Here is a 20894-nt window from a genome sequence, read left to right as displayed (position 1 = left end):
GTTGAGATCTGGAAAAGACAGTTGAATTCCAAAATCGCAAATACTTCAAAATAAAAGCAGACCGGCACATGAATTAGATGCAAATGCCATACCGGTGGGTAAACAGAGGTTTATGGAGATCCGAGGAAAGGGGCTGTGAAAAATCTCATGTATGAGCGGGATATTTAGCGCGATTAATAGGGTCTATCCATAGCCCCAAGTTTCTTTGACATTCGGGGCAGACCTGATATAAGATTCCGTCACCTATAACGAAGTCAATCTACAATCTATCGAAAGTCAAAGGACGTCGGCAAGCGAATTAGATTTTCGCCGTTTTTTTTCATTGGGGATAAATAAAGAGATTAGGAGAGCTAAGATCATGTTGAGATGTAAAACGTCGTCACGAAGGGTTTCTGGCCGCATTGGTTTGTTTTTTGTTATCAGTGCAATGTTTCTAACGATCACCGCCGCAGGCGCTAACGCTGCGGGCTTTTCGTTTTTGGACTCAGTAAAAGAGTTCTTTGGCCTCGCGCCGATCACTCAGACAGCATCATCAACTACAACGCACGCGCTGTCAGTTTTGCGTGCCGGCAGCGGCGGCGGCCAAGTTACGAGCAACCCGGCCGGAATCGACTGTCCGGGAACGTGCGATGCGTCATTTAGCAGCGGCCAGGTGGTGACGCTTTCTGCGGCGCCTGATTCAAGCTCAACATTTGCCGGCTGGAGCGGAGACTGCTCCGGCACCTCGTCCACTTGCGATGTCACGATGGATGCCGCGAAGTCGGTCACAGCGCAATTCAATCCGAGGGAATACACCCTTTCAGTGGCACTTAGCGGAACCGGAGGCGGGACGGTTTCGAGCGGCGACGGGCAGATCAGCTGCGGTTCGGCTTGCTCCGCATCGTATAGCCACGGAACTGTGGTTTCGCTGACGGCTGTGCCGAGTGCGGATTCGACGTTTGTGAGTTGGACCGGCGAACCCTGTGCGGGCCTGCCTGAAAACTGCGATGTCACGATGAGCCAGGCGAGATCGGTGACGGCCACCTTCGCACACAGAGACTTTGTCGTCACGGACCCGGGCACAGCGCTGTCTGGCACGTATCATGACGTCAGCTTTGCCCCCGGCGCTTGCGTGACCGCATTTTTAGCCACTGATGTCACGATCACCGGAGCGATGACCGTTCCGTCGTGTGCATCGCTTGAAACAAACGGCCATCGTGTCCTGGGCTCGGGTTCATTTGCTCTCTCGAATGGCGGAGCGCTCTATATAAGCGACGCGTACGGGATCACGACGCCTTTTTCGACGGTGTCCTGTCCGGTCGGTGCCGATTGCGGCAGCATCCAGACCAGCAGCCGTTCGTTCAGCAGCGAAGCTGACTACATCTACAACGGTGCGACGGACCAGATCGTTGGAAACGCTTTGCCGGAGGTCGTTCGCAACCTTCACGTGGTCAGCCCTCCGGGAGCGTTGACGGACACGAGAGTTGACGGCTACAGCCCTCAGACCGTGACCGGAACGTTGCAAATTACGGGCGCCAGCTCAACGGCCAAGAAAGAGTTCAAGGGCCATGTCACGCTATTAAAGCGGCCGGCAACTCCGTGCACCGAGATCGACAGTTACCACCATGTAGTTGTGGGTGAGTTCGGGAAACTGACGCTCGGCTGTGATGTTACGGTTTCGGGCGATTGGGCCATGTCGAGTAGCGGACAGCTCGCGGGCGATTTTGCCGTGACATTCAACGGCAGCAGCCCGGGCGAACAAAACATCACCGGCGACACGGCGTTCTACAAACTGCAGGCCGGATTCATCTATGCCACTTCGCCGCCGCCCGCGGACCTGCGCGTACACGGGACGATCACTATTTCGAATAAGGTCGTTCTTTTCGGCGGCCAAAGCGACATGCTTTCGATCAGCGGCCAGGACAACGGCACAGGAACCGGTACAAATGATCCGTGGTCGATGTGCGCGATAGGTGAACGCGACATCCAGTTTGTTTCGGTCTCTGACAGCAATGCTACGTGCAGCGGTTCGCCGGTCGTCGCGACAGATTCGATAGAGGGCGGCGGCAATACCAATTGGCTCTTTGGCAATACGGTGACCGTCGTAAAAGACGGCACAGGCGGCGGCACGGTGACGAGCCAGCCGGCCGGTATCGACTGCGGAACGACATGCTCTGCAGTTTTTTCCGAAGGCACGATGGTCACATTGACCGCGGTGCCCAATTCCAACAGTCAGCTCGGCCCATGGGGCGGAGACTGTGCCGGTCAGCCGCCCGCAGTTTGCCAGTTATCGGGGGTCTTGCCGATCGTGCCGCGGAACGTGCTGAAAACATTTTTCCTCGATACGACCGCACCAACGGTGACGATCGAGTCGGTGAGTCCGAATCCGATCACACCGGGAATGACTCCGGCGGTCGCGTTCACATCAACCGAAGTTGGCGAATATGAGGTCATGATCGGTGGCGAAGACTGTGATGACGGCGACGTGTTTGCGAGCGGGACGACCCCTGTTTTGTGGCCCGCAACAATTGAAGTTCATCCGGATCCGGCATTATTCCTTCGCGGCTCGAACACGATCCGCGTCTGCGTCCGCGACGCAGCCGGAAACGAGAGCTCAGCCGCAACAACCGTCCATATGCAAAGCTGCACCGCGCCTGACAACGGACCGGCTACTCTCGCTCTTCCGGCGGAGTGCCGATTGTTGGGCGGCCCGATAGTCGCTCTAAACGGACTGCCTCCGGGCAATCCGATCAGGATGTCAGCTTCGCTCGATTCGTTAACCGATGTCTCAACCACTCCGGGCGGGCCGCTTGGCGGCGAGCAGGTTTCTGCATCCGCGCAACTAAAGATTCGGTATAAGGGATGGGACGGAACGATCAAAGGAAGGGTGCTTCCTGCTCCGGTCGAATTTGCGCACGGGCCAAGACAGACGACATCACTCGAACAGTCGTTCGATTCCCAGATCACACGTCTCGATGCACAGCTGCCTGCTGGTGATCCGGACTTTGACCTGCTGCGCATTACCGCAGGCAGTTCATTTGGTTTGCCTAGCCCCGGACATACGACGCTTATTCGTGAATCGCCGACACTGCCCAGGTGGTCGGTTGACAGCTTCTTTGACGTTTTTTACACGGTCGAATTTGTCGGAAGAGCGGGCGGGCCATTAAGCGGGATGTCAGGCTCGACGACCGGAACGATCAGAATGTCAGCGGTCTCAGGCCCGCGCCAGTCGACTTCATGTTCAGTAGCCGATAACGGCACGGGCAGCGTCGATCTGCCGGCTCAGTGTCCATCTTCCGGCTGGCCTTTGTCGATGTCCACGAGCGTGGCTCCGGACTCAACGATCGTAAGCGACTGGACGATAAGCGACTGGGTGGTTAGCAGTCGTGTTCCCGGCGGATCTTTGGGCGGAGACCGAACTTACTCTGCCTGCAAATTCTTGCTCGATCTCGATGGAATCTCATCACTTTCCTCCTATATGCGGAGCCTGACTATTCCTAACGGCGAGTGTGTTATGGATACTGCTCCGCGCTCGTCCGGCCAGCCTGTTCAGTCGTTCGATACGGATATGTTTCGAGTGTACGGACAAATAACGGGTGATCCGGACTTTGATCTGCTGCGCGTTTCGTGCGGCAGCAGCTTCGGATTGCCAAGCCCCGGCCACACGACACTGAGAGCTAACCCTTCTACTTCCAGTTGGGATGTAAGTAGTGTAAGTACCATGTCCTGCATGGTAGAGTTTGATGGCCGACCGGGCGGGCGGCTTCACGGGATGTCCGGCTCGACGACCGGAACGATCCGGATGCAGCAAGGATTACCGGACAATGCTCTGACCGTCACAAAAGGTGGCGGAGGCGGCGGCACAGTAACCAGCTCACCTGCAGGCATCGACTGCGGATCACAGTGTTCCGCAGAATTCCAGAGCGGCACAGTCGTAACGCTTTCCGCAGCACCGAGTTCAGGGTCGTCGTTCGCAGGTTGGTCCGGTGCCTGCACCGGTACGGGAGCCTGCGATGTCACGATGGATCAGGCAAGATCGGTAACGGCGACGTTCACCTCTCCGGACTTTGTTGTCTCTTCGAGCGGAGCCATACCGCCGGGTACGTATCGCGACGTGACATACACGGGCTGCTTTACGGCGACATTGAGCGGCGATATCGTAGTAACGGGATCGATGACAGTCGCGTCGTGTCAGACGCTCGACACCAATGGATTCATAGTTTTTGGCGGTGGATCGTTTGCTCTTGAATCTGGCGGAGCACTGTATGTCACCGATCCAAATGGCATCACGAAGCGTTCTTCATCAGTAACGTGTCCTAATGGCCAATGCGGCAGCATTCAGACGGAAACACGTTCGTACAGCAGCTCGGCTGATTACACTTACAGCGGAGCTACGAATCAGCTTGTCGGCGACGGCCTGCCGGAAACCGTTCGCAACCTCTTCGTCGTAAGCCCGCCGTCGGCGACGACTTCAACGAGGCTTGACGGATATAGCCCGCAGGTTGTAACCGGAAAGATCTCAGTTTCGGGCAACAGCGGCTCAGGCAAAAAGGAGTTCAAAGGACACGTTACCCTGCTTAAGCGGCCAACCGCAAACTCGCCGTGTGCGTCCGACGATTTTCACGATGTCGAGATTTTGGCGGGCGGCAAGATGACGCTCGGCTGCGACATCACCGTCAGCGGCGATTGGACTATGGCGACGGGCGGAGAACTAACGGGCGACTATTCCGTGACGCTTGACGGCGATGACCAGACGGTCTCAGGTGATACGAGCTTCTACAACTTTAGAAAGCTCTCGCCGGGACAGACACTGATCTTCCCGCCGCTCAGCAGGATCACTGTTACGAACGATCTGACGCTGCACGGTGCTTCCGGAAGTTTGTTAACGATCGGCGGCGGCGGGACGTCCGGTTCGCATTGGGAAATGTGTGCGCTCGGAACCCGCTCGGTCGATTTCGTCAGCGTCTCGAATAGCGACGCATCATGCAGCGGGCTACCGATTACCGCCACTAATTCTATCGACGGCGGGAATAACATTAACTGGAATTTCTTTGTTCCGACGCCGACGGCAACGAATACGAACACTCCAACATCCACACCAACGAGTACGGCGACCAACACTAACACGCCGACTCCAACTCCGACGTGCGGTGCTTATATTCCGGTGTCGATGCCTAACCTTCACTCTTCGACGAATGGTGTTGTCGTGGTACCTGTCACGACAGGCGACGTATCATCGTCCGGCGTACTTTCGGCCGACTTGACCGTAACATTTGATCCAACGGTTCTTTCGCTTCCGGGCGACGCTAGTTTTGGCGTTTCGTTGGGGTCTGTTGCCACATCCAACGGCGGCCGTTTCATGGACGCGTTCAGTCCGTCTTCCGGAACACTCCGTGTGTCGATCTATGGAACCCAACCGATGATTGGCGGAGGCGACCTTGTTTATCTCACATTCAACGTGATCGGATCTCCGGGAACATCTAGTCCTCTAAGTTTCTCGCTATTCCGCTATAACGAGGCATCGCCTTGTACATCGGCGACGAACGGCAGCGTAACTGTTACCGGCTCGATTAGCGGAACCGTAATTTATGGCAATCCGGTGACAGGGCCGAACCCGCGGCCCGTTCCGAATGTGCTCGTTACCGCTTTTGGCTCGTCTTTGATAAGCAGCCTGACCAGTTCACTCGGCACCTATGTTCTCTCCGGATTTGACGGAGGATCGTACAACGTCATCCCGTCGAAATCTGGCGGCGTCAACAACGCAATCAGTTCCTTCGACGCGGCAAGAGTCTCTCAGTATGTCACCGGGCGCATCACCTTTACCCCCGCGCAGCTTTTCGTGGCGGATGTCAGCAGCACTAGCGGCGTTACTTCTTTCGACGCGGCAATGATCGCGCGCTTTGTTTCGGCACTCGGACCGCCACAGGGCAGCACAGGGCTGTGGAGATTCGGCCCGTCAATCCGAAGTCATGCGACGGTATCTTCCCACATTGCCGGTGAAGATTACTTTGCTCATTTGATGGGTGAGGTTTCCGGCAACTGGGGCGATCCTTCGCCTTTCCGTCCGGCCATTGGACCCGAAAGGCTGACTGCCGTTGTTGCTCCGAATATCGTAGCTCCGGCGAGCAAGGAGGTCATCGTGCCCATTAGCGTAGACGGCGCGACGGGTAAAGATGTTATTGCTTACGAGTTCGACCTCAGGTACGATCCCTCCGTGATACAGCCGCAAGCAGAACCGTTCGATGTCGCGGGAACTCTCAGCAGCAGTTTGTTCGTGGTTGTAAACGCGGAAACTCCGGGACTGTTACGCGTCGTCGTTTACGGCACTGAGCCGCTTGATGGCAGCGGCGTTCTACTGAATCTAAAATTCACTGCTGTCGGTGCTCCGGGAACGGTATCGCCGTTGACATGGGAGAGAGTGATGTTCAACGAAGGCGATCCCAGAACGCTTGCAACGGACGGAACGGTTGAATTGTCAGCCTCGGCACCAAACCAGGCCGAGCTGACAGGCCGTGTGGTGAACACAATGGGACAGGGCATTTCAAATGCCCGCGTCACATTGACGGACACCACGACGGGAGCTGTCCGTTCTGCAATGTCGAATGGATCCGGAGCATATCGTTTCGGAGGGCTGACAGTCGGCCAGACGTACACGGTCAGCGTCGATTCCAAGCACTCGGCATTCGCCCCGCTGACGGTCAGCATCACCGGCCAGTCAGTCAACACAGACATGGCCGCCGCTCAATAAACGTAGTACCAATGCTTGTACAAGCACAGAAAGGGCTGCCAAGATGGCAGCCCCAACTTATTGATTCTAATGGTGGCCAGAGAGGGATTTGAACCCCCGACACGCGGATTTTCAATCCGCTGCTCTACCAACTGAGCTATCTGGCCTAACCTTTCCGCCCAAGCGGGCGAATTTGTAAGTGTAAATAAGCGGTGTTAGGTTGTCAAATATCAAATGCCCAAGCACGCAGTTTAGGTAAGGGCAGAATAAACGCGTTGCAGTTGCGCCTATACATTCGTGAGGGGCTTTAGCAACATTTTTGTTGACATCAAAATGCGAGCGACTATAATCGGGATTTGACGACTGTTTTCTCCTTTTCAGCCGTCAAATTGATTGAGCACCTGCCTCGTGCCGGTTTGAACGCCGTAGCTGCCCCCTTGGAGACGCAACCTTCGAACCGGCACAGCTATTTTAAATTCGTGAGTTATCAATATGTTTAAGAACGCACTTATCTTACTTTGCTCGGTTATTATTACAGCCAATTTCGGCTGCGGTTCGAGCAGTACTTCAAGTACAGCTTCAAATTCCAGCGCTAACGTTAACGCAAACGTCGTGATGGGCAAGGAGATCAAACTAGATCCGGCTAACTTGCCCGCCGGACTTTCCGCAAAGCCTGTCCAGATGTCTTCAAATATGCCGCCGGGCATTTCGGTAAACGCTATGCCGCCTTCGGGGAAGACGACACCGGGAATCCCAAGTGACGCAGAGCTGAAAAAAGGCTACAAGCCGGGCAAGTTTCCAACTCCGGGAATTCCCGATCAGGACACCATTCGCAAGCAACTCGGAGCCCCCACAAACGCTCCGCCCGCGAACAACGTGCCGATGATGAAAGGCAACAGAAAACTCGGCGGAAAGCCGCAATAAATTATTCACCACAGAGACACAGAGGACACGGAGTAAAAGTTGTATCCGTTCTGTGATCTCTGTGTCTCTGTGGTGAAATCACTCTTATCCCGCTGCTGCTTCTGTCTTATCCCCAAACCCAAGCTCGTTCTTGACGTCGGCCTCGATGCGTTCGAGGAGTTCGAGGTTTTGTTTGAGCATGTTTTTGACGTTGTCGCGGCCTTGGCCGAGGCGTTCACCTTTATAAGAGAACCACGCGCCGGATTTTTCTACGATGTTCATGTTTGAGGCGAGGTCGAGCAGGTCGCCTTCGCGCGAGATGCCTTCGCCGTACATGATGTCGAACTCGGATTCACGGAAAGGCGGTGCGCATTTATTTTTGACCACCTTGACGCGAGTGCGGTTGCCGACGACCTTGTCGCCATCCTTGATCGCGCCAATGCGGCGGATGTCGAGGCGGAGGCTGGCGTAGAATTTCAAAGCTTTGCCGCCGGTCGTTGTTTCGGGTGAGCCGAAAAAGACGCCGATCTTTTCGCGAAGCTGATTGATAAAGATAAAGCAGGTGTTCGAACTTGAGACGATCGCCGTGATCTTGCGCAGAGCCTGCGACATCAGCCGCGCCTGCAAACCGGGAAGGGAATCGCCCATTTCGCCGTCAAGCTCAGCCCGCGGTACGAGCGCCGCTACCGAATCGATCACGATCACATCGACGCTATTCGAACGAATAAGCGTTTCAGCGATCTCAAGCGCCTGCTCGCCGGAATCCGGCTGTGAGATAAGCATGTCGTCGATGTTGACGCCGAGCTTGGTCGCGTATTCGGGGTCCATCGCGTGTTCGGCGTCGATGTAGGCACAGATGCCGCCGATCTTTTGCGCAGAGGCAACGACCGTCAAAGCAAGAGTTGTCTTGCCGGAACTTTCCGGTCCGTAAACTTCGATAATGCGTCCACGCGGAAAGCCGCCGACTCCGATCGCTGCGTCAAGGCTCAGACATGTAGTCGAGATCGCTCCGATGTCCTCGTGCGGCCGTTCGCCGAGACGCATTATTGAACCCTTGCCAAATTTCTTTTCGATCTGCATTAGTGCAGACTCGATCGCTTTTCCTTTGTCCATGCTCATATTCTTTACTCCGCCGTCCATAGTGTTTGCTCCTTCCAAGTCTTTACATTTATGTTGCGTTTATGCAACGTCAATGTAGTTGTAACACATTACGTTTCACGAATGCAACAAGGAAAGAGCAATAATTTTCTGATCGTCTGAAAGTTTAGCCCAACTATTGTCGAATTTCAAATGTACGGACGGAAACACGTGGTCGTATGGGCGGGCCGATCGGCAGTGGGCACGCTTGTTCACACTCGCGTTTCCGCCCGGAACATCACGTTCCGCGTTCCACTTGCGTTCCACATACAGGTGGAACGGTGTAAATGTTGTCATTGTTAGAGTTGCGAGCATATTTCTGTGATTATTCCACGTTTTTGAAAAAAAGTATTGACATTGAAAGTGTTGCACAGATAAAATATCTTATCATCTATTAAGGGAACGTGTCAATGGTTTTTTAGGATCAGGCGAACCATTTTGACGCGACAACGGCGGCATAGCCGCGAAAATCGAGGCGACTTAACGGAAAAGCACAGCTTTTCCACACATCGACGGGCACAGGCCGATGAAGAGGAGAATGAATATGGCAGACGGAATTTTTACAGCGGATGGAACAACTAAGGCGAGGAAGGCGAATGAATGTATAGCGAGCGTGAAGCATCTCAAGCCGCCGGAGAATTTGTTTGATGAGTTTTGGCGCGAGGGTGAACTTGCGTTGTTGTTTGGGCCTTCGGGAACGGGCAAAAGTGTGCTCGCGGTGCAGGTCGCCGAAGCGATCGCACGCGGGCGTAAGATCGAAGGTTTTACGATGACGTCGAAACGGCACAAGGTCTTGTATGTAGATCTGAAGTTTTCGGAAAAGCAGTTTGGCTGGCGTTATACGAATGAGGGAAGGCAGTACAAGCTCTCAGAGAACCTGTATCGCGAACGGCCGGCGGCGGATGAAAACCTGATCGACTGGCTGCGCTCGAAGGTCAAGGAAAACGGTTTTCGCGTGATCGTGATCGACGATCTTTCGGCTGTGCGGCAGACATGCGACGGCACACGCGAGACTTTGAAACTGATGCGCGAATTGAAGCAGTTGAAGGACGAACTGGACCTGTCGGTGCTGGTGCTTTCGGGTTCGCACGAGCAGCGTCGGGGCGAATTTATAAGCGAAGCCTGCCTGAAACGCTCCGCAATTTTGTGTGACGTTGCGGACAGTGTTTTTGCTATCGGTACGCATCCGCGCGATACGCGATATCACTGCATAGTCCAAACGCGTGTGCGAAGTGCCGCCGTAAAATGGTATTCGGGCAACGCTCCGGTTTGCAGCGTTTATCGGTCGGAGGACGCATTTCTCGGGATGAGCTTTGACGAGAGGTTTGTTGCCGATGTTGATGAAGAAACGCGGCAGTTGATCTGCAATATAAAATGGCGGCGCGATGCAAAGGCGAGCTACAGCAGCATCGCCGAGGAGTTCGACATTTCGAAAACAACAGCGTTTCGGCTGTACAAAAAATGGACGCCGGCGTTGGAAAAGGGAATTGTTGCGGAGTGTATGGAAGAAGAAATTTTGCCGCAGATGAACGCCGATGACGCAGATAAAGAAGGGGAATTTGACCCCGTTGATCCGGCTTCACCCGCGTTTGATGATCCTGATGAGAATCGAGGCTTTTATCCGAAGGACATATCTAATATTCCTTTCATGGCAGCACTTAAACGCATTCATGTAACCGAATTGAAACGCGGCGTTGACGGCTACGGACGCGAGATCTTTATCCTGGAAGAACAAAACGACGGTAGGCCCAACGTTTGGTTTGAATACGATTCAAATGGAAAACTGCTGCGCAAGGAACGTGACACATATGGCCCCAAGATCAAACATATCGACTCGCCATGGCTGACATCCGCCGACCTCAGACACAGGAACATGTATAATCCGGCGGTGGACCTTTCAAAACTTTAGAGTCACGGCGGGCGGAAATACGCCAAGGGCAAGCCGTCTGGTATCAATACGATTCAAAAGGCAAGATCATCCGCAAAGGCCGCGATTCCTGGAGCATCGACATCACCCATCCAGAAAGTCCGTGGATATCGTCAGTGGATTTTTTAACGAACCGATGCAAAAGCTCGCGCGTCAGTAAGGGCGATACACACGACTCGGCTTAAACGTATAGCCCTTTGTTTACACGCGTGCTTTGGCAAACTGCGGACCACTATTAAATTTCTTGCAAAAGGAAGACGTTCGGGAGTAGTATCCTATTAGAGATTTTGCATTTGCAGACCAGTCTCATCCACCAAAGTTCTTCTCAAGAAGGTATTTGCCTGTCCCGACAACATAAGGAATAGATTCTATGTTACGCATACCGTCACGCATCATCGCTATATGCTTTATCTTTTTCGCATCCGCAGCGTTTACCACGAACGCCGGCTGGACTACTGGATACCCAAATTATGTGATGTTACGTGGCTACAAGGTGGCGTCGGGCACCGAACTTCTGATGCCCGTAACGGTGCGAAACCCGATCGGTCATGGGATAACGTCCTATAAATTTCACGTTGCGTATGATCCGGCATTCGTGCAATTTGCATCGCCTCCCTTCGAGGCGGCGAGAACCTTTAGCGAAGGAATGGACGGGATATTCGCCAATACAAACTATCCTGGGCATCTGATCATCACCGCCTATAATGATGTTCCGATCACCGGAAACGGAACTGACGGGTCCGGAACTCTGTTGAATCTCAAATTCCGGACCGTGGGACCGCCAGGGCAATCAACGCTATTGAAGTTTGAGAATTGGACCAGTCCGGCCGGTGAATTTCATGTTGGATTTATGTACAACGATGGTAATCCGCCGATTGAAAATTTGGGTTACGGCAGAATAACCATTTCCAGCAACTCTCTGCCCGTTACCTTGCCTGCCGTTAATGCGGCTCCGGGCAGCGATATTACCATCCCGATCACGGTCGGAGATCTGACTGGATATTCGATCATAGCCTATGATCTTCAGGTGACGTTCGATTCGGCGGTTCTACAGCCTGCTTCACAGCCGATTGATAGCGTTGGAACAATGAGCAGTAATATGGGTTTTACTCCTAATACAGCAAATGCCGGACATCTCATTGTGTCAGCCTTTACGGGAGGGCAGGCATTAGCGGGATCCGGAATTCTCGTAAATCTTAGGTTTACAATTGTGGGAACGCCCGGGCAGTCGTCTCCCTTGATCTTCGAGCATTATCAAACGCCGGACAACGGGGACCCTCATCCGGGATTCTTGTTGAACGACGGTGAACCGGGAAGCATGACGACTAATGGAAGCGTCACAGTCGGAGGCGCATCGATCTCGGGAACTGTGACATATGGCAATGCCATTGGGGCACCATCGACGCGATATGTTCCGAACGTTTTGATAAACGGTGTAGGGGCAACATCTGTTTCGGCAACAACAGGAATGCTCGATGGCCGATACTTGCTTGCGGGTTTTGACGCGGGGAGTTATGCAGTCATGTTGTCAAAAAACGGCGGCTCTGCTATCTCATCCTATGACGCGGGCTTGATATCACAACATGTGGTCGGCCAACCGAGTCCTCAATTGAGCGGTAATAAGTTGATCGTGGCGGACGTCAGCGGAAACGGATTGGTGTCGTCGTTTGATGCAGGCCAGATAGCGGATTATGTGGCTGGCGGTTCAAATTTTGGATCGACGGGGAATTGGATATTCAATCCCGTAAACAGGGTATATCCGTCCGTCACCGCAAACATCGCCAATGAGGATTATGCCGGTCTGCTTATGGGTGAGGTTTCCGGCGATTGGGCGAATGACACTTCACGGTCAGGATCTTCACGCGGGCGATCGCGACGAGCGACTGTCGAATTGCCGCAAACTGCTGCTCCTGTTGGCAAAGAGATCGTCGTGCCCGTGAATGTTCAGAGCATTGCAAATGATGGCGTTATCTCTTACGAGTTCGACCTTACATATGACCCGCACGTGATACAGCCACAGGCTGTTGCAGCCGATCTGACCGGAACTATCAGCCGAGGGCTAACTGTCGTGACTAACGTTATAGAACCCGGACTGTTGAGAGTAGTGGTTTACGGAGCGATGCCCATAAGCGATGACGGTGTTCTGCTGAATCTCAGATTCACGGCGGTCGGAAAGTCGGGTTCGACTTCGCCGCTTTTGTTTGAACGGATAATGTTCAACGAAGGCGAGCCGCAAGTGAATGCGACCGACGGACAGGTTGAATTGTTCTAAACAGATAATGCAGATAAGAAAGGGTGGTACATTCAGTGATGAGTGTTTCGCCCTTACTTACGTGCGGGCTTTTGTATTTAGTTGCCCTTGCTTATGTGCGGGCTTTTGCAATGTGCTGACCAATTGTTCTAAAACACAAAACTTAATGGCAAACGCGGTCGTAAGTACTTGATTGCATTCGCAATTACGGGTAGATTTGCATTTACGAGAGATGAATTGTCCGGACTTTATAGGCCAGGTGCTTGACGGCAAATATCAGATGACGCGCGAGCTGGGAAAGGGCGGCATGGGGACGGTGTATCTTGCGACGCATCTCGGCACCGAGCGGCCGGTGGCGGTGAAGATCATCGCTCCGCAGTTTATGCAGCGGAGCGAGTTTGTCGAGCGTTTCCGGCGCGAGGCTCGTGCGGCGGGGCGTTTGCGGCATCCGAATGTTGTAGATGTGACCGATTTTGGATTTGCGGACACAAAGGACGGACAGGTTGCGTATCTCGTGATGGAATATCTCGACGGCTGCACGCTGGGCGAGATACTTGAGGAAGAGAAAAATCTTCCGATCGCGTGGTCGCTCGATATTCTCGAACAGGTCTGTTCGGCTGTTCACGAAGCTCACGTTCAGGGCATCATTCACCGCGACCTCAAACCCGACAACATATGGCTCGAACCAAATCAACGCGGCGGCTACACGGTAAAGGTGCTTGATTTTGGTATCGCAAAGCTCGAAGAGAACGATGTTATCGAGAGCGACGATCTGGATGCGAAGTTTCGAAGCTCGCTGCCAACGATCGCTTCGGGCGGGAATTTGACTTTTGGCGGAGCCGAGACGGACGGAACTCATGCTGACGGCGTTTCAGATACTAAGGCTCCAGGAACCGCGACCATCGCTCATTCGGTCGATCAAGGCACTCTTGTTTCCGAAACGGGCATTGTCTCTTCTGAAGGCAAGACCGCGATCTTTGATGACGGCGATGTTTCAGATGATTTTCAGGACTCGGTTGGAACCAAGATCATTTCGACGACAGGCGACACGGACCGATCGCTGACACGGCTTGCGACGCCGGTGCGGTCGCTTTATGATTCGAGTAATTCGGCAGATTTGACGCGTGTCGGTTCGGTTTTGGGCACGCCGCTTTATATGTCGCCGGAGCAATGCCGCGGCGAACACCTCGATCCGCGTTCGGACATCTACAGCCTCGGCGTTATCGCGTATCAGATGCTTTCGGGAGCGCCGCCGTTCGAGGGCGATTTCAAGGATGTTATGGAATCGCACAAGAGCGTCGAGCCCGCACCGCTGGATGCAAAAAATGTCCGTCGAAAGATGAAACGGGCGATACATTCGGCTCTGGCCAAAGATCCGAATGAACGTCCGCAGACAGCCGAGGCTTTCGCGAGTGTGATGCGTGCAAGGTACGAAGGTATATTCGGATTGCTGCGCAGGGCTTTGGTCATTTACAGCGAGCATCTGCCTAAGTTCATCATGCTGACCGGCTTTTTCTCGCTGCCGATAATTGTTTTGACTATCTTGATGATCGTGCTTTCGTTCCTAAAGGTCAGCGATGTGATCTCTGAAACGACTTCGAACGTGCTGGTCGGTACCGCCGGATTTGCGCTGTCGATCGCGAGCGCATTTTGTACATACCTTGTCATCGGCACGATCACATGGATCGTTACGCAATACCTCGCTGTTCCGCTGAGGCCCATCAGATTGAGGCCCGCGCTCGTTGAGGCACGCAAGAAATGGAAGACATTTGCCGGAACCGGCATTCTCAATACTGTACTCGTTTTTGTTATTGGGATCGTGACTTGCGGCGTAGGTTTTATTGTCCTTAGCGTGTTTTGGACGCTGTCTTCGCCGGTCGTGATGATGGAAAATCTTAAAGGCTGGGCAGCTCTCAAACGTTCAAAGGAACTTGTTAAACGCTCGGTTATGACCGCAGCAGCAGCTGTCTTTATAATGTTTCTCATTCCGGCACTCACCGCGGGAACGATCTCGGCGGTTGTTAATCTCGCGGCCTACGGCCTTGAGAAAAAGGTCGAGCAGATACCGTCGGTCGATGAAAAGGCAGCAGCAATTGCACCGCAAAAAGATGAATCTGCGGTCTCGGAACCGCAACCTGCGACAGGTGACAAGACCGATGCGATCGTAGAAGAGAAGGACGGCGGATTTGTATTTAACTGGGGCCGCAGCCGCTCGTTTCGCATCACGGGTGAGGCAAACGATATGCAGGCTAGAGTGAAAATGGCATTGCTCGAATCGATCATCCAACTCATCTGGCTGCCGGTGCAGATCTTGGTGCTCTCCTTTTCTGGTATCATAGTAGCGTTGCTCTATTTGAAAACCCGGCTCGCGGGCGGCGAATCGATGAACGATCTCATCGAACGATTTGAGGACGACGAACGCCCTCGAAAAAGATGGCAGGAACGAGTTCGTCAGCGCCTCATCCAGTCGGGTAGAATTCCGAGCAAACCTTAGGAAATGCTGTTTTCTGGCAAGAGATTCCCGTTAATTTTATTTGTTATTTTCGCATTCACGCTGGGCAATTTTGCTCAGGACCTGACGCGCGATCTAAATGTGCGTGAAGGCGGCACGGTTGAGATCGTCAATCGTTTTGGACGCGTTGCTGCAAAAGCTGAAGCTGCCACCGACGAAAAAGCAGCCGTCGGGCGTTTGAATGCGTCGTTGCCAAAAGGTGTTGCGGAGTCTGCAATAAAGATAAAAGGCGGAGCGGGCCACATCATTATTTCGGTAGAACCCGCCGATAAACAAAAACGCATAGACCTAACTCTCGTTCTCCCTGAACGCACAAAGATCAAAGTCGAAACTCTCGACGGAGCTGTCGAGGTTGCGGGAAACTTTGCTTCTGTTGATGTTAAGACGTATGTAGGTACTATTGCTGTGGATGTGCCGGACGACGATCTGAAATATCAATTTTTGTGGACAGAATCTAAGCCGCGATATTTGGCTGATTTTGAGATCGCTGAGGTAAAGGAAAAGGCTGCCGGAAGATTTGAGGTCAAAGGCCGGCGAAGCGGTGAAGTCCAAAGTCCAAAGAACGAATCTGAAATCTCAAATCTCAAATCTGAGAAATCGCTCAAAAAGGATCAGAAACTTAAGGCAAAAGATCAAAGATCTGTCTCACTAAATTTCACTACCGCACGCGGCATTATTTTATTGAACGTGCCGCCGAGCGAGGTTATGAGCGATCTTCGCGAACGGCCTTTGACAAATGCGGCTAAGGCGATTATTCGCAGCGGCGATTCGCTGTTGATGGAGGCCATTCGACGTGCTTCGCCGAAATATTTTGGTGACTATGCTCGTACGCTGCCACCGATTGAGCGGCAGCCTTCGCTTAGCAATAAGTCGGGCCGAGCGGAGGCTGTGATAGCACCGGTAAAGACTGCTTTGGTTCGCGTGACGGATATAAATAATCGAGCGATCGCGGGGCTTAGTGCGAAGGATTTTGAAGTTCTGGAAAACGGTAAAGAGCGAGAGATAATTTCGGTTGAGCGTTCGACTGCGCCGTTTAACCTTGTGCTGCTGCTGGACGTTTCGGGCAGTGTTGAAAATTACGTCAATTTCATACGCAAAGCGGCACGCAGTTTTGTCGATACGGTGGATAAAAATGACCGCATCTCGATAGTTACTTTTAACGATGATGTAAAAGTGATCTCGAAATTTACAACCGACAAAGGCAAACTGTCCGAAAGCCTCGACACCTTCGACGCGGGCGGTGGAACGGCGTACTACGATGCTCTCGCTTACACGATCGCCGATACTTTGCGACAGCTAAAAGGTGAACGAACCGCGATTGTCATCCTCACAGACGGCGACGACAATCGTTCATTTTTGCCGTTCGACGCACTGCTTGGCTCGATACAGGAAAGCGGCTCGTTGATCTATCCTCTATATGTTCCATCTGGCTTGATCGCAGCCGCTGTTGCGAATCCGACCGCCAACATTGACCCAATGCGTTCGAAATATATGTCGCTCACAGCAAAAAGCACCGGCGAAGGCGAACGCCTCGCAAAAGTTTCCGGCGGTGTCTATTATCCGATAACCCAGATCAGCCAGATCCAACTTGCTTATGAAGACATCGTCGTACAGCTACGAACGGCATACAATATAGCCTTTCGGTCGGGCACCGCAGTAGCGAATGGTGTTTCACCGCGGCTGAAGATAAGGGCGAAAAGAGATAATACTTTTTCGACGATCAACTCGGTCATTGCAGTAAAATAAAGATCCTGATGGAAGCTCCGCTTTTACAATTTCTATTAGACGAAACAGAACGACGGCCGATGACTGTGTCGGAGTTGAATGCTGAGGTGCGCGAGAGTATTGAGCGGCAATTTGCTTCGGTTTGGGTTGAGGGTGAGGTCGTTAATTTTGTTGCGGCGGGTTCGGGGCATTGGTATTTTAATTTGAACGACGGCGATGCGCAGATAAAGTGTGTTTGCTGGAAGGGCACGAATTACCGCATTCGATTTAAGCCGCAGAACGGTGTCACGGTGCGTCTTCGCGGGCGGCTGAGTTTTTATGAGGCTCGCGGTGAGACGCAGATCGTTGTTGAATCACTTGAGCCTTCGGGCGAAGGTGCGCTTGCGGCGGCTTATCAGCAGATCAAGGCAAAGCTTGATGCGGAAGGGCTATTTGCGGAAGAAATAAAACGCCCGATACCTTTTCTGCCGCGAAAGGTTGGCGTTATTACGAGCAAAAGCGGTGCGGCTTATCACGATATTCTTACGGTTTTGACGCGTCGTGCGCAGTCGGTGAGTGTGTTGCTTATACCGGCGCTGGTGCAGGGCGAAGGCTCGGCGGACAGTATTCGCGCGGCGGTGAATGGCGTGAATGCGTATAACCGAACGCTCGATGAACATGAGCGCATTGACGTACTCATCGTCGGACGCGGCGGTGGCTCGGCGGAAGATCTTTGGGCGTTTAATGACGAGATGCTTGCCCGTGCGATCAGGGCGAGCGAAATACCTGTGATCTCGGCGGTCGGGCATGAGATCGATGTGACGATAGCGGATTTTGTCGCCGATATGCGAGCCGCGACGCCTTCGGCGGCGGCTGAGATCGTTGCGGGCCGCGAAGAAGATATTATTCACGATCTTCACGCTTGCGAAGAGAGATTGATGGGCATGTTGGATTACAAGATGCTCGATGCGAAGACACAGGTTCGCGAAGCTGTCAGCAATTTGCAGTATTCATTTTCGGCTTCTGTTCAACGGGCGAATTCCCGGTTTGCTGATGTTACAGCTCGGCTGACGCCAGCGACATTATCGGCAAAGGCTATTGCGATCAGAAACTTGCTTGAAAGTCTTGAACAGCGACGGAAATTTGCGATCGAACAGGCTTTAAATTTGAAATCTGAAAATTTGAAATTACAAATGGCGAAACTTGATGCTCTTTCGCCTTTGGCAGTGCTGACGCGTGGTTATTCGATAACTCAAACTGATGATGGGAGCGTCTTACGCGACGCTTCGACCGTTAAACCTGGCGACAAATTGAAAATACGTTTAGAGCGTGGGAAACTAAACGCCGAGGTTTTGTCATCTGAATAACTTATGCCGAAACAGACATATGTGATCGCCGGAACGGTGGCTTTAACTTTGGCGGTGGTCGCGATTATAGGCGGGCTTGTCTATTACCAACAGCTTAGGTCTTCGCCACAGTATTCGCTGGCTTTGCTGGTCGATGCGGCAAAGCGTGATGACACCGATGAGGTCGATTTGATCGTTGACATCGATGCCATCGTCGAAGATTTTATGCCGCAGGTTACGGCGAAAGCTATCGAACTGTACGGACGTGGAATGTCACCGCAAGCCATTCAAAAGGCGACGATACTTGCAAGGCCGCTGATGCCAGCAGTGAAAGATCGAGCTCGTGCGGAATTGCCGCGTGTCATTCGTGACCGGACTGCGAAATACGGCGATGTTCCATTTTTTGCAATGGTTTTGGGAGCGAGTAAGTATCTCGATATTGCTGTGACAGATGATGTTGCCTTTGTGAACAGCAAGCTCGAAAATCATCAGCTGGAGATGAGGATGCGTTGGACAGGCGACCGCTGGCAGATCATCGGCGTCAAAGATGACAAACTTGCCGCCAGCATCGCGCAGAAGATCGGGCAAGAGATCATCGCGATCGCAACTCTTGGAGGCGGCAAGGATACAGCTGATAAATTTGGCGGCATCGGGAATTTGAGCAATACGCTGAGACAGGCTGAAGAGCTGGTGAAATAGTTATGGAAAAGTCATTTGAAACATCGCTCGCCGAGCTGGAGAAAATTGTTGGCAAACTCGAGAGCGGCGATCTGCCGCTTGAGCAGAGCCTTGAGTTGTTTGAGAAGGGAATCAAGCTTTCGCGCGAGTGCCGTGAGCGGCTCGCAAAGGCAGAGCGTCGAATAGAAATATTGATGAAAGACTCTAATGGAAATCTCACCGCCGAAGAATTTTTGCCGGAATCGTCACGTGGTTAGCGGCTGAACAAAAAGAAGAAGACCACAAACATCAACACGAACGATAAAACGCCTGTCACGACCATATAAATGGTGACGCCGACGGTGTTGTCACCGCCGGTTTTTCCGTTGTATTTGTTACCACAGCTTTGACATTTTACATGCGTCAGCATTTTGGGGCCGAGTGCTCCGCCCCACCAAGTGAACTTTAGTAATTTTGGTTCAGCCGCTCCGCATTTTGGACACAGAGCATAATTGTCTGCCATGAGATGGTTTTCCTGCCGCTATCGACGCGAGCTGAAAATGCTCAGGATATACCAGAACAAAAGTGCCACGCTTGCGAATAATGTCAGTGCAGCGGCGACGTGTTGTTTGGTGTTAAATTGATGAAGTACCTGCGAAGTTTGATAGAGTATCGCTGTTCCCGCGAATGCGACCATAGCGAACGCAAATACATTTCCGAGTGAAAAACCGAACAACGCACTCGCAATAATAAATCCCAACGCCGCAAATCCGCCGATCGCAAGGATCGGTGCGAGCCATGAAAAATCTGTTCTAGTCACTAACACCGTAAATGTTAATCCGGCAAAAAGGCCGAGAGAAACGATGCCGGCCTTTAGTATCACGTTAGAGTCGCCGGAAACGTTAGCCGCGACGTAGAGCAGCGGGATGAAAATTATCGCTTCGGCAATGATAAAAATCCCGAGGCCCATATATTGGACGGCTTGCGACGTTTCAGATACGGCCCAGCGGTTCGCGAGATACGAAATGCCCATAAACAGGCCCAGAACCACCAACCAACCGATGCTCCCGCCTGAGAAAAGAAGCGATGCGATCACTTGAGCAATGCCAGTCGTAAAGAAAAAGGCTTCGACGGCGATAAATGCTAAAACCGCAGCGGCCAACAGCATATAAGTCTTGCGGATAAACGCAGCGCGTTCAATAGGCTCGGCTTGTGCCACTGAATTGCCAAATGTACTTGTAAAATCTTCCATAATTTTCCTCCGTGATTTGATGTAAATTATGCTCTAAAAGTTTGTCAATTAACTGCCGTTTGATCCGCTGCCTTTAAAGATAGAGTCAACGCTCCAAACACCTGAGCCTCTCGACGCTATGTAGAGAAACAGGAAGCAATAGACTACCGCCAGTTCGCCTTTGTTGACCACCGGCAAAAACGCCTGAAGGCTGAAATGAGCCATGAAATAGGCGACTGCCATCAGACCGCTTGATAGAAAAGCGGCGACCGCGGTGAACAAGCCGATCATGATCATAATGCCGCCGAAGAGTTCGATCGTTCCGGCGACAGCAATTAGCGGCGAAAGGCCCTCACCCGACGATGGCGTACCTGATGGCGGGTAGCCGAGGAGCTTTTGTGTGCCGTGCCACATAAATAAAAAGCCCGAAACGATCCTTAGGACCGCGTAAATATATGTCGAGTACCTTCCCAGAAATCTTTCCATAGTAAGTTCTCCTTATCTTGAACGTTGACGAATT

The 20894-nt window shown here is 52.6% G+C and carries 13 protein-coding genes and 1 tRNA gene; 9 read left to right on the top strand and 5 right to left on the bottom strand.

The genetic code is table 11. The annotated features are described in order from the left end of the window. Nucleotides 1-358 precede the first annotated feature (358 nt). A complete protein-coding gene (locus IPL32_01345; GenBank protein ID MBK8464451.1) occupies nt 359-6727 on the top strand; it encodes a carboxypeptidase regulatory-like domain-containing protein in 6369 nt (2122 codons plus the stop codon). Between the two features lie 70 nt (nt 6728-6797). Here the strand turns inward: IPL32_01345 and IPL32_01340 are convergent. After that, nucleotides 6798-6873: transfer RNA gene (locus IPL32_01340), tRNA-Phe, on the bottom strand. Between the two features lie 325 nt (nt 6874-7198). Here IPL32_01340 and IPL32_01335 point away from each other — a divergent pair. Next, nucleotides 7199-7630 (top strand): hypothetical protein, encoded by a 432-nt coding sequence (locus IPL32_01335; protein ID MBK8464450.1) that lies wholly within the window; start codon nt 7199-7201, stop codon nt 7628-7630. An 84-nt stretch (nt 7631-7714) separates the two neighbouring features. Here IPL32_01335 and recA read toward each other — a convergent pair whose 3' ends face one another. Continuing rightward, nucleotides 7715-8728, bottom strand: coding sequence for a recombinase RecA (recA, locus tag IPL32_01330; GenBank protein MBK8464449.1), 1014 nt, complete (start codon nt 8726-8728; stop codon nt 7715-7717). A 562-nt stretch (nt 8729-9290) separates the two neighbouring features. On the opposite strand from recA, the gene IPL32_01325 reads away from it, so the two are divergent. The 7 genes from IPL32_01325 (at nt 9291) to xseB (ending at nt 19421) form a co-directional block, all read left to right on the top strand. After that, nucleotides 9291-10655 (top strand): AAA family ATPase, encoded by a 1365-nt coding sequence (locus IPL32_01325; protein MBK8464448.1) that lies wholly within the window; start codon nt 9291-9293, stop codon nt 10653-10655. A gap of 388 nt (nt 10656-11043) precedes the next feature. Continuing rightward, nucleotides 11044-12945 (top strand): hypothetical protein, encoded by a 1902-nt coding sequence (locus IPL32_01320; protein ID MBK8464447.1) that lies wholly within the window; start codon nt 11044-11046, stop codon nt 12943-12945. A gap of 211 nt (nt 12946-13156) precedes the next feature. Next, nucleotides 13157-15418: a serine/threonine protein kinase gene (locus tag IPL32_01315; GenBank protein MBK8464446.1), complete on the top strand. Its 2262-nt coding sequence runs from the start codon at nt 13157-13159 to the stop codon at nt 15416-15418. A gap of 3 nt (nt 15419-15421) precedes the next feature. Beyond that, nucleotides 15422-17182, top strand: coding sequence for a VWA domain-containing protein (locus IPL32_01310; GenBank protein ID MBK8464445.1), 1761 nt, complete (start codon nt 15422-15424; stop codon nt 17180-17182). Between the two features lie 8 nt (nt 17183-17190). Next, nucleotides 17191-18507 (top strand): exodeoxyribonuclease VII large subunit, encoded by a 1317-nt coding sequence (gene xseA, locus IPL32_01305; protein MBK8464444.1) that lies wholly within the window; start codon nt 17191-17193, stop codon nt 18505-18507. A gap of 3 nt (nt 18508-18510) precedes the next feature. Beyond that, on the top strand, nt 18511-19185 hold the full coding sequence (locus IPL32_01300; GenBank protein MBK8464443.1) for a hypothetical protein: 675 nt from the start codon (nt 18511-18513) through the stop codon (nt 19183-19185). Beyond that, nucleotides 19182-19421, top strand: coding sequence for an exodeoxyribonuclease VII small subunit (xseB, locus tag IPL32_01295; protein ID MBK8464442.1), 240 nt, complete (start codon nt 19182-19184; stop codon nt 19419-19421). Before IPL32_01300 ends, xseB begins: the two co-directional genes overlap by 4 nt. Here xseB and IPL32_01290 read toward each other — a convergent pair. Genes IPL32_01290 through IPL32_01280 form a run of 3 tightly spaced genes read right to left on the bottom strand, consistent with a single transcriptional unit; the run spans nt 19418 to nt 20860 of the window. Next, nucleotides 19418-19666 carry a hypothetical protein gene (locus IPL32_01290; protein MBK8464441.1) on the bottom strand — a complete coding sequence of 83 codons (249 nt, stop codon included), beginning with the start codon at nt 19664-19666 and terminating at the stop codon, nt 19418-19420. The genes xseB and IPL32_01290 overlap by 4 nt on opposite strands. 18 nt (nt 19667-19684) lie before the next feature. Continuing rightward, nucleotides 19685-20395 carry a US12 family protein gene (locus tag IPL32_01285; protein ID MBK8464440.1) on the bottom strand — a complete coding sequence of 237 codons (711 nt, stop codon included), beginning with the start codon at nt 20393-20395 and terminating at the stop codon, nt 19685-19687. A gap of 48 nt (nt 20396-20443) precedes the next feature. After that, nucleotides 20444-20860 carry a DoxX family protein gene (locus IPL32_01280; GenBank protein MBK8464439.1) on the bottom strand — a complete coding sequence of 139 codons (417 nt, stop codon included), beginning with the start codon at nt 20858-20860 and terminating at the stop codon, nt 20444-20446. Between the last annotated feature and the right edge of the window lie 34 nt (nt 20861-20894).

This window comes from Chloracidobacterium sp. (genome assembly GCA_016711345.1).
GTDB lineage: Bacteria > Acidobacteriota > Blastocatellia > Pyrinomonadales > Pyrinomonadaceae > OLB17.
Note: the sequence above shows the minus strand (reverse complement) of the source record. Positions and strands in the feature narration are given on the sequence as shown.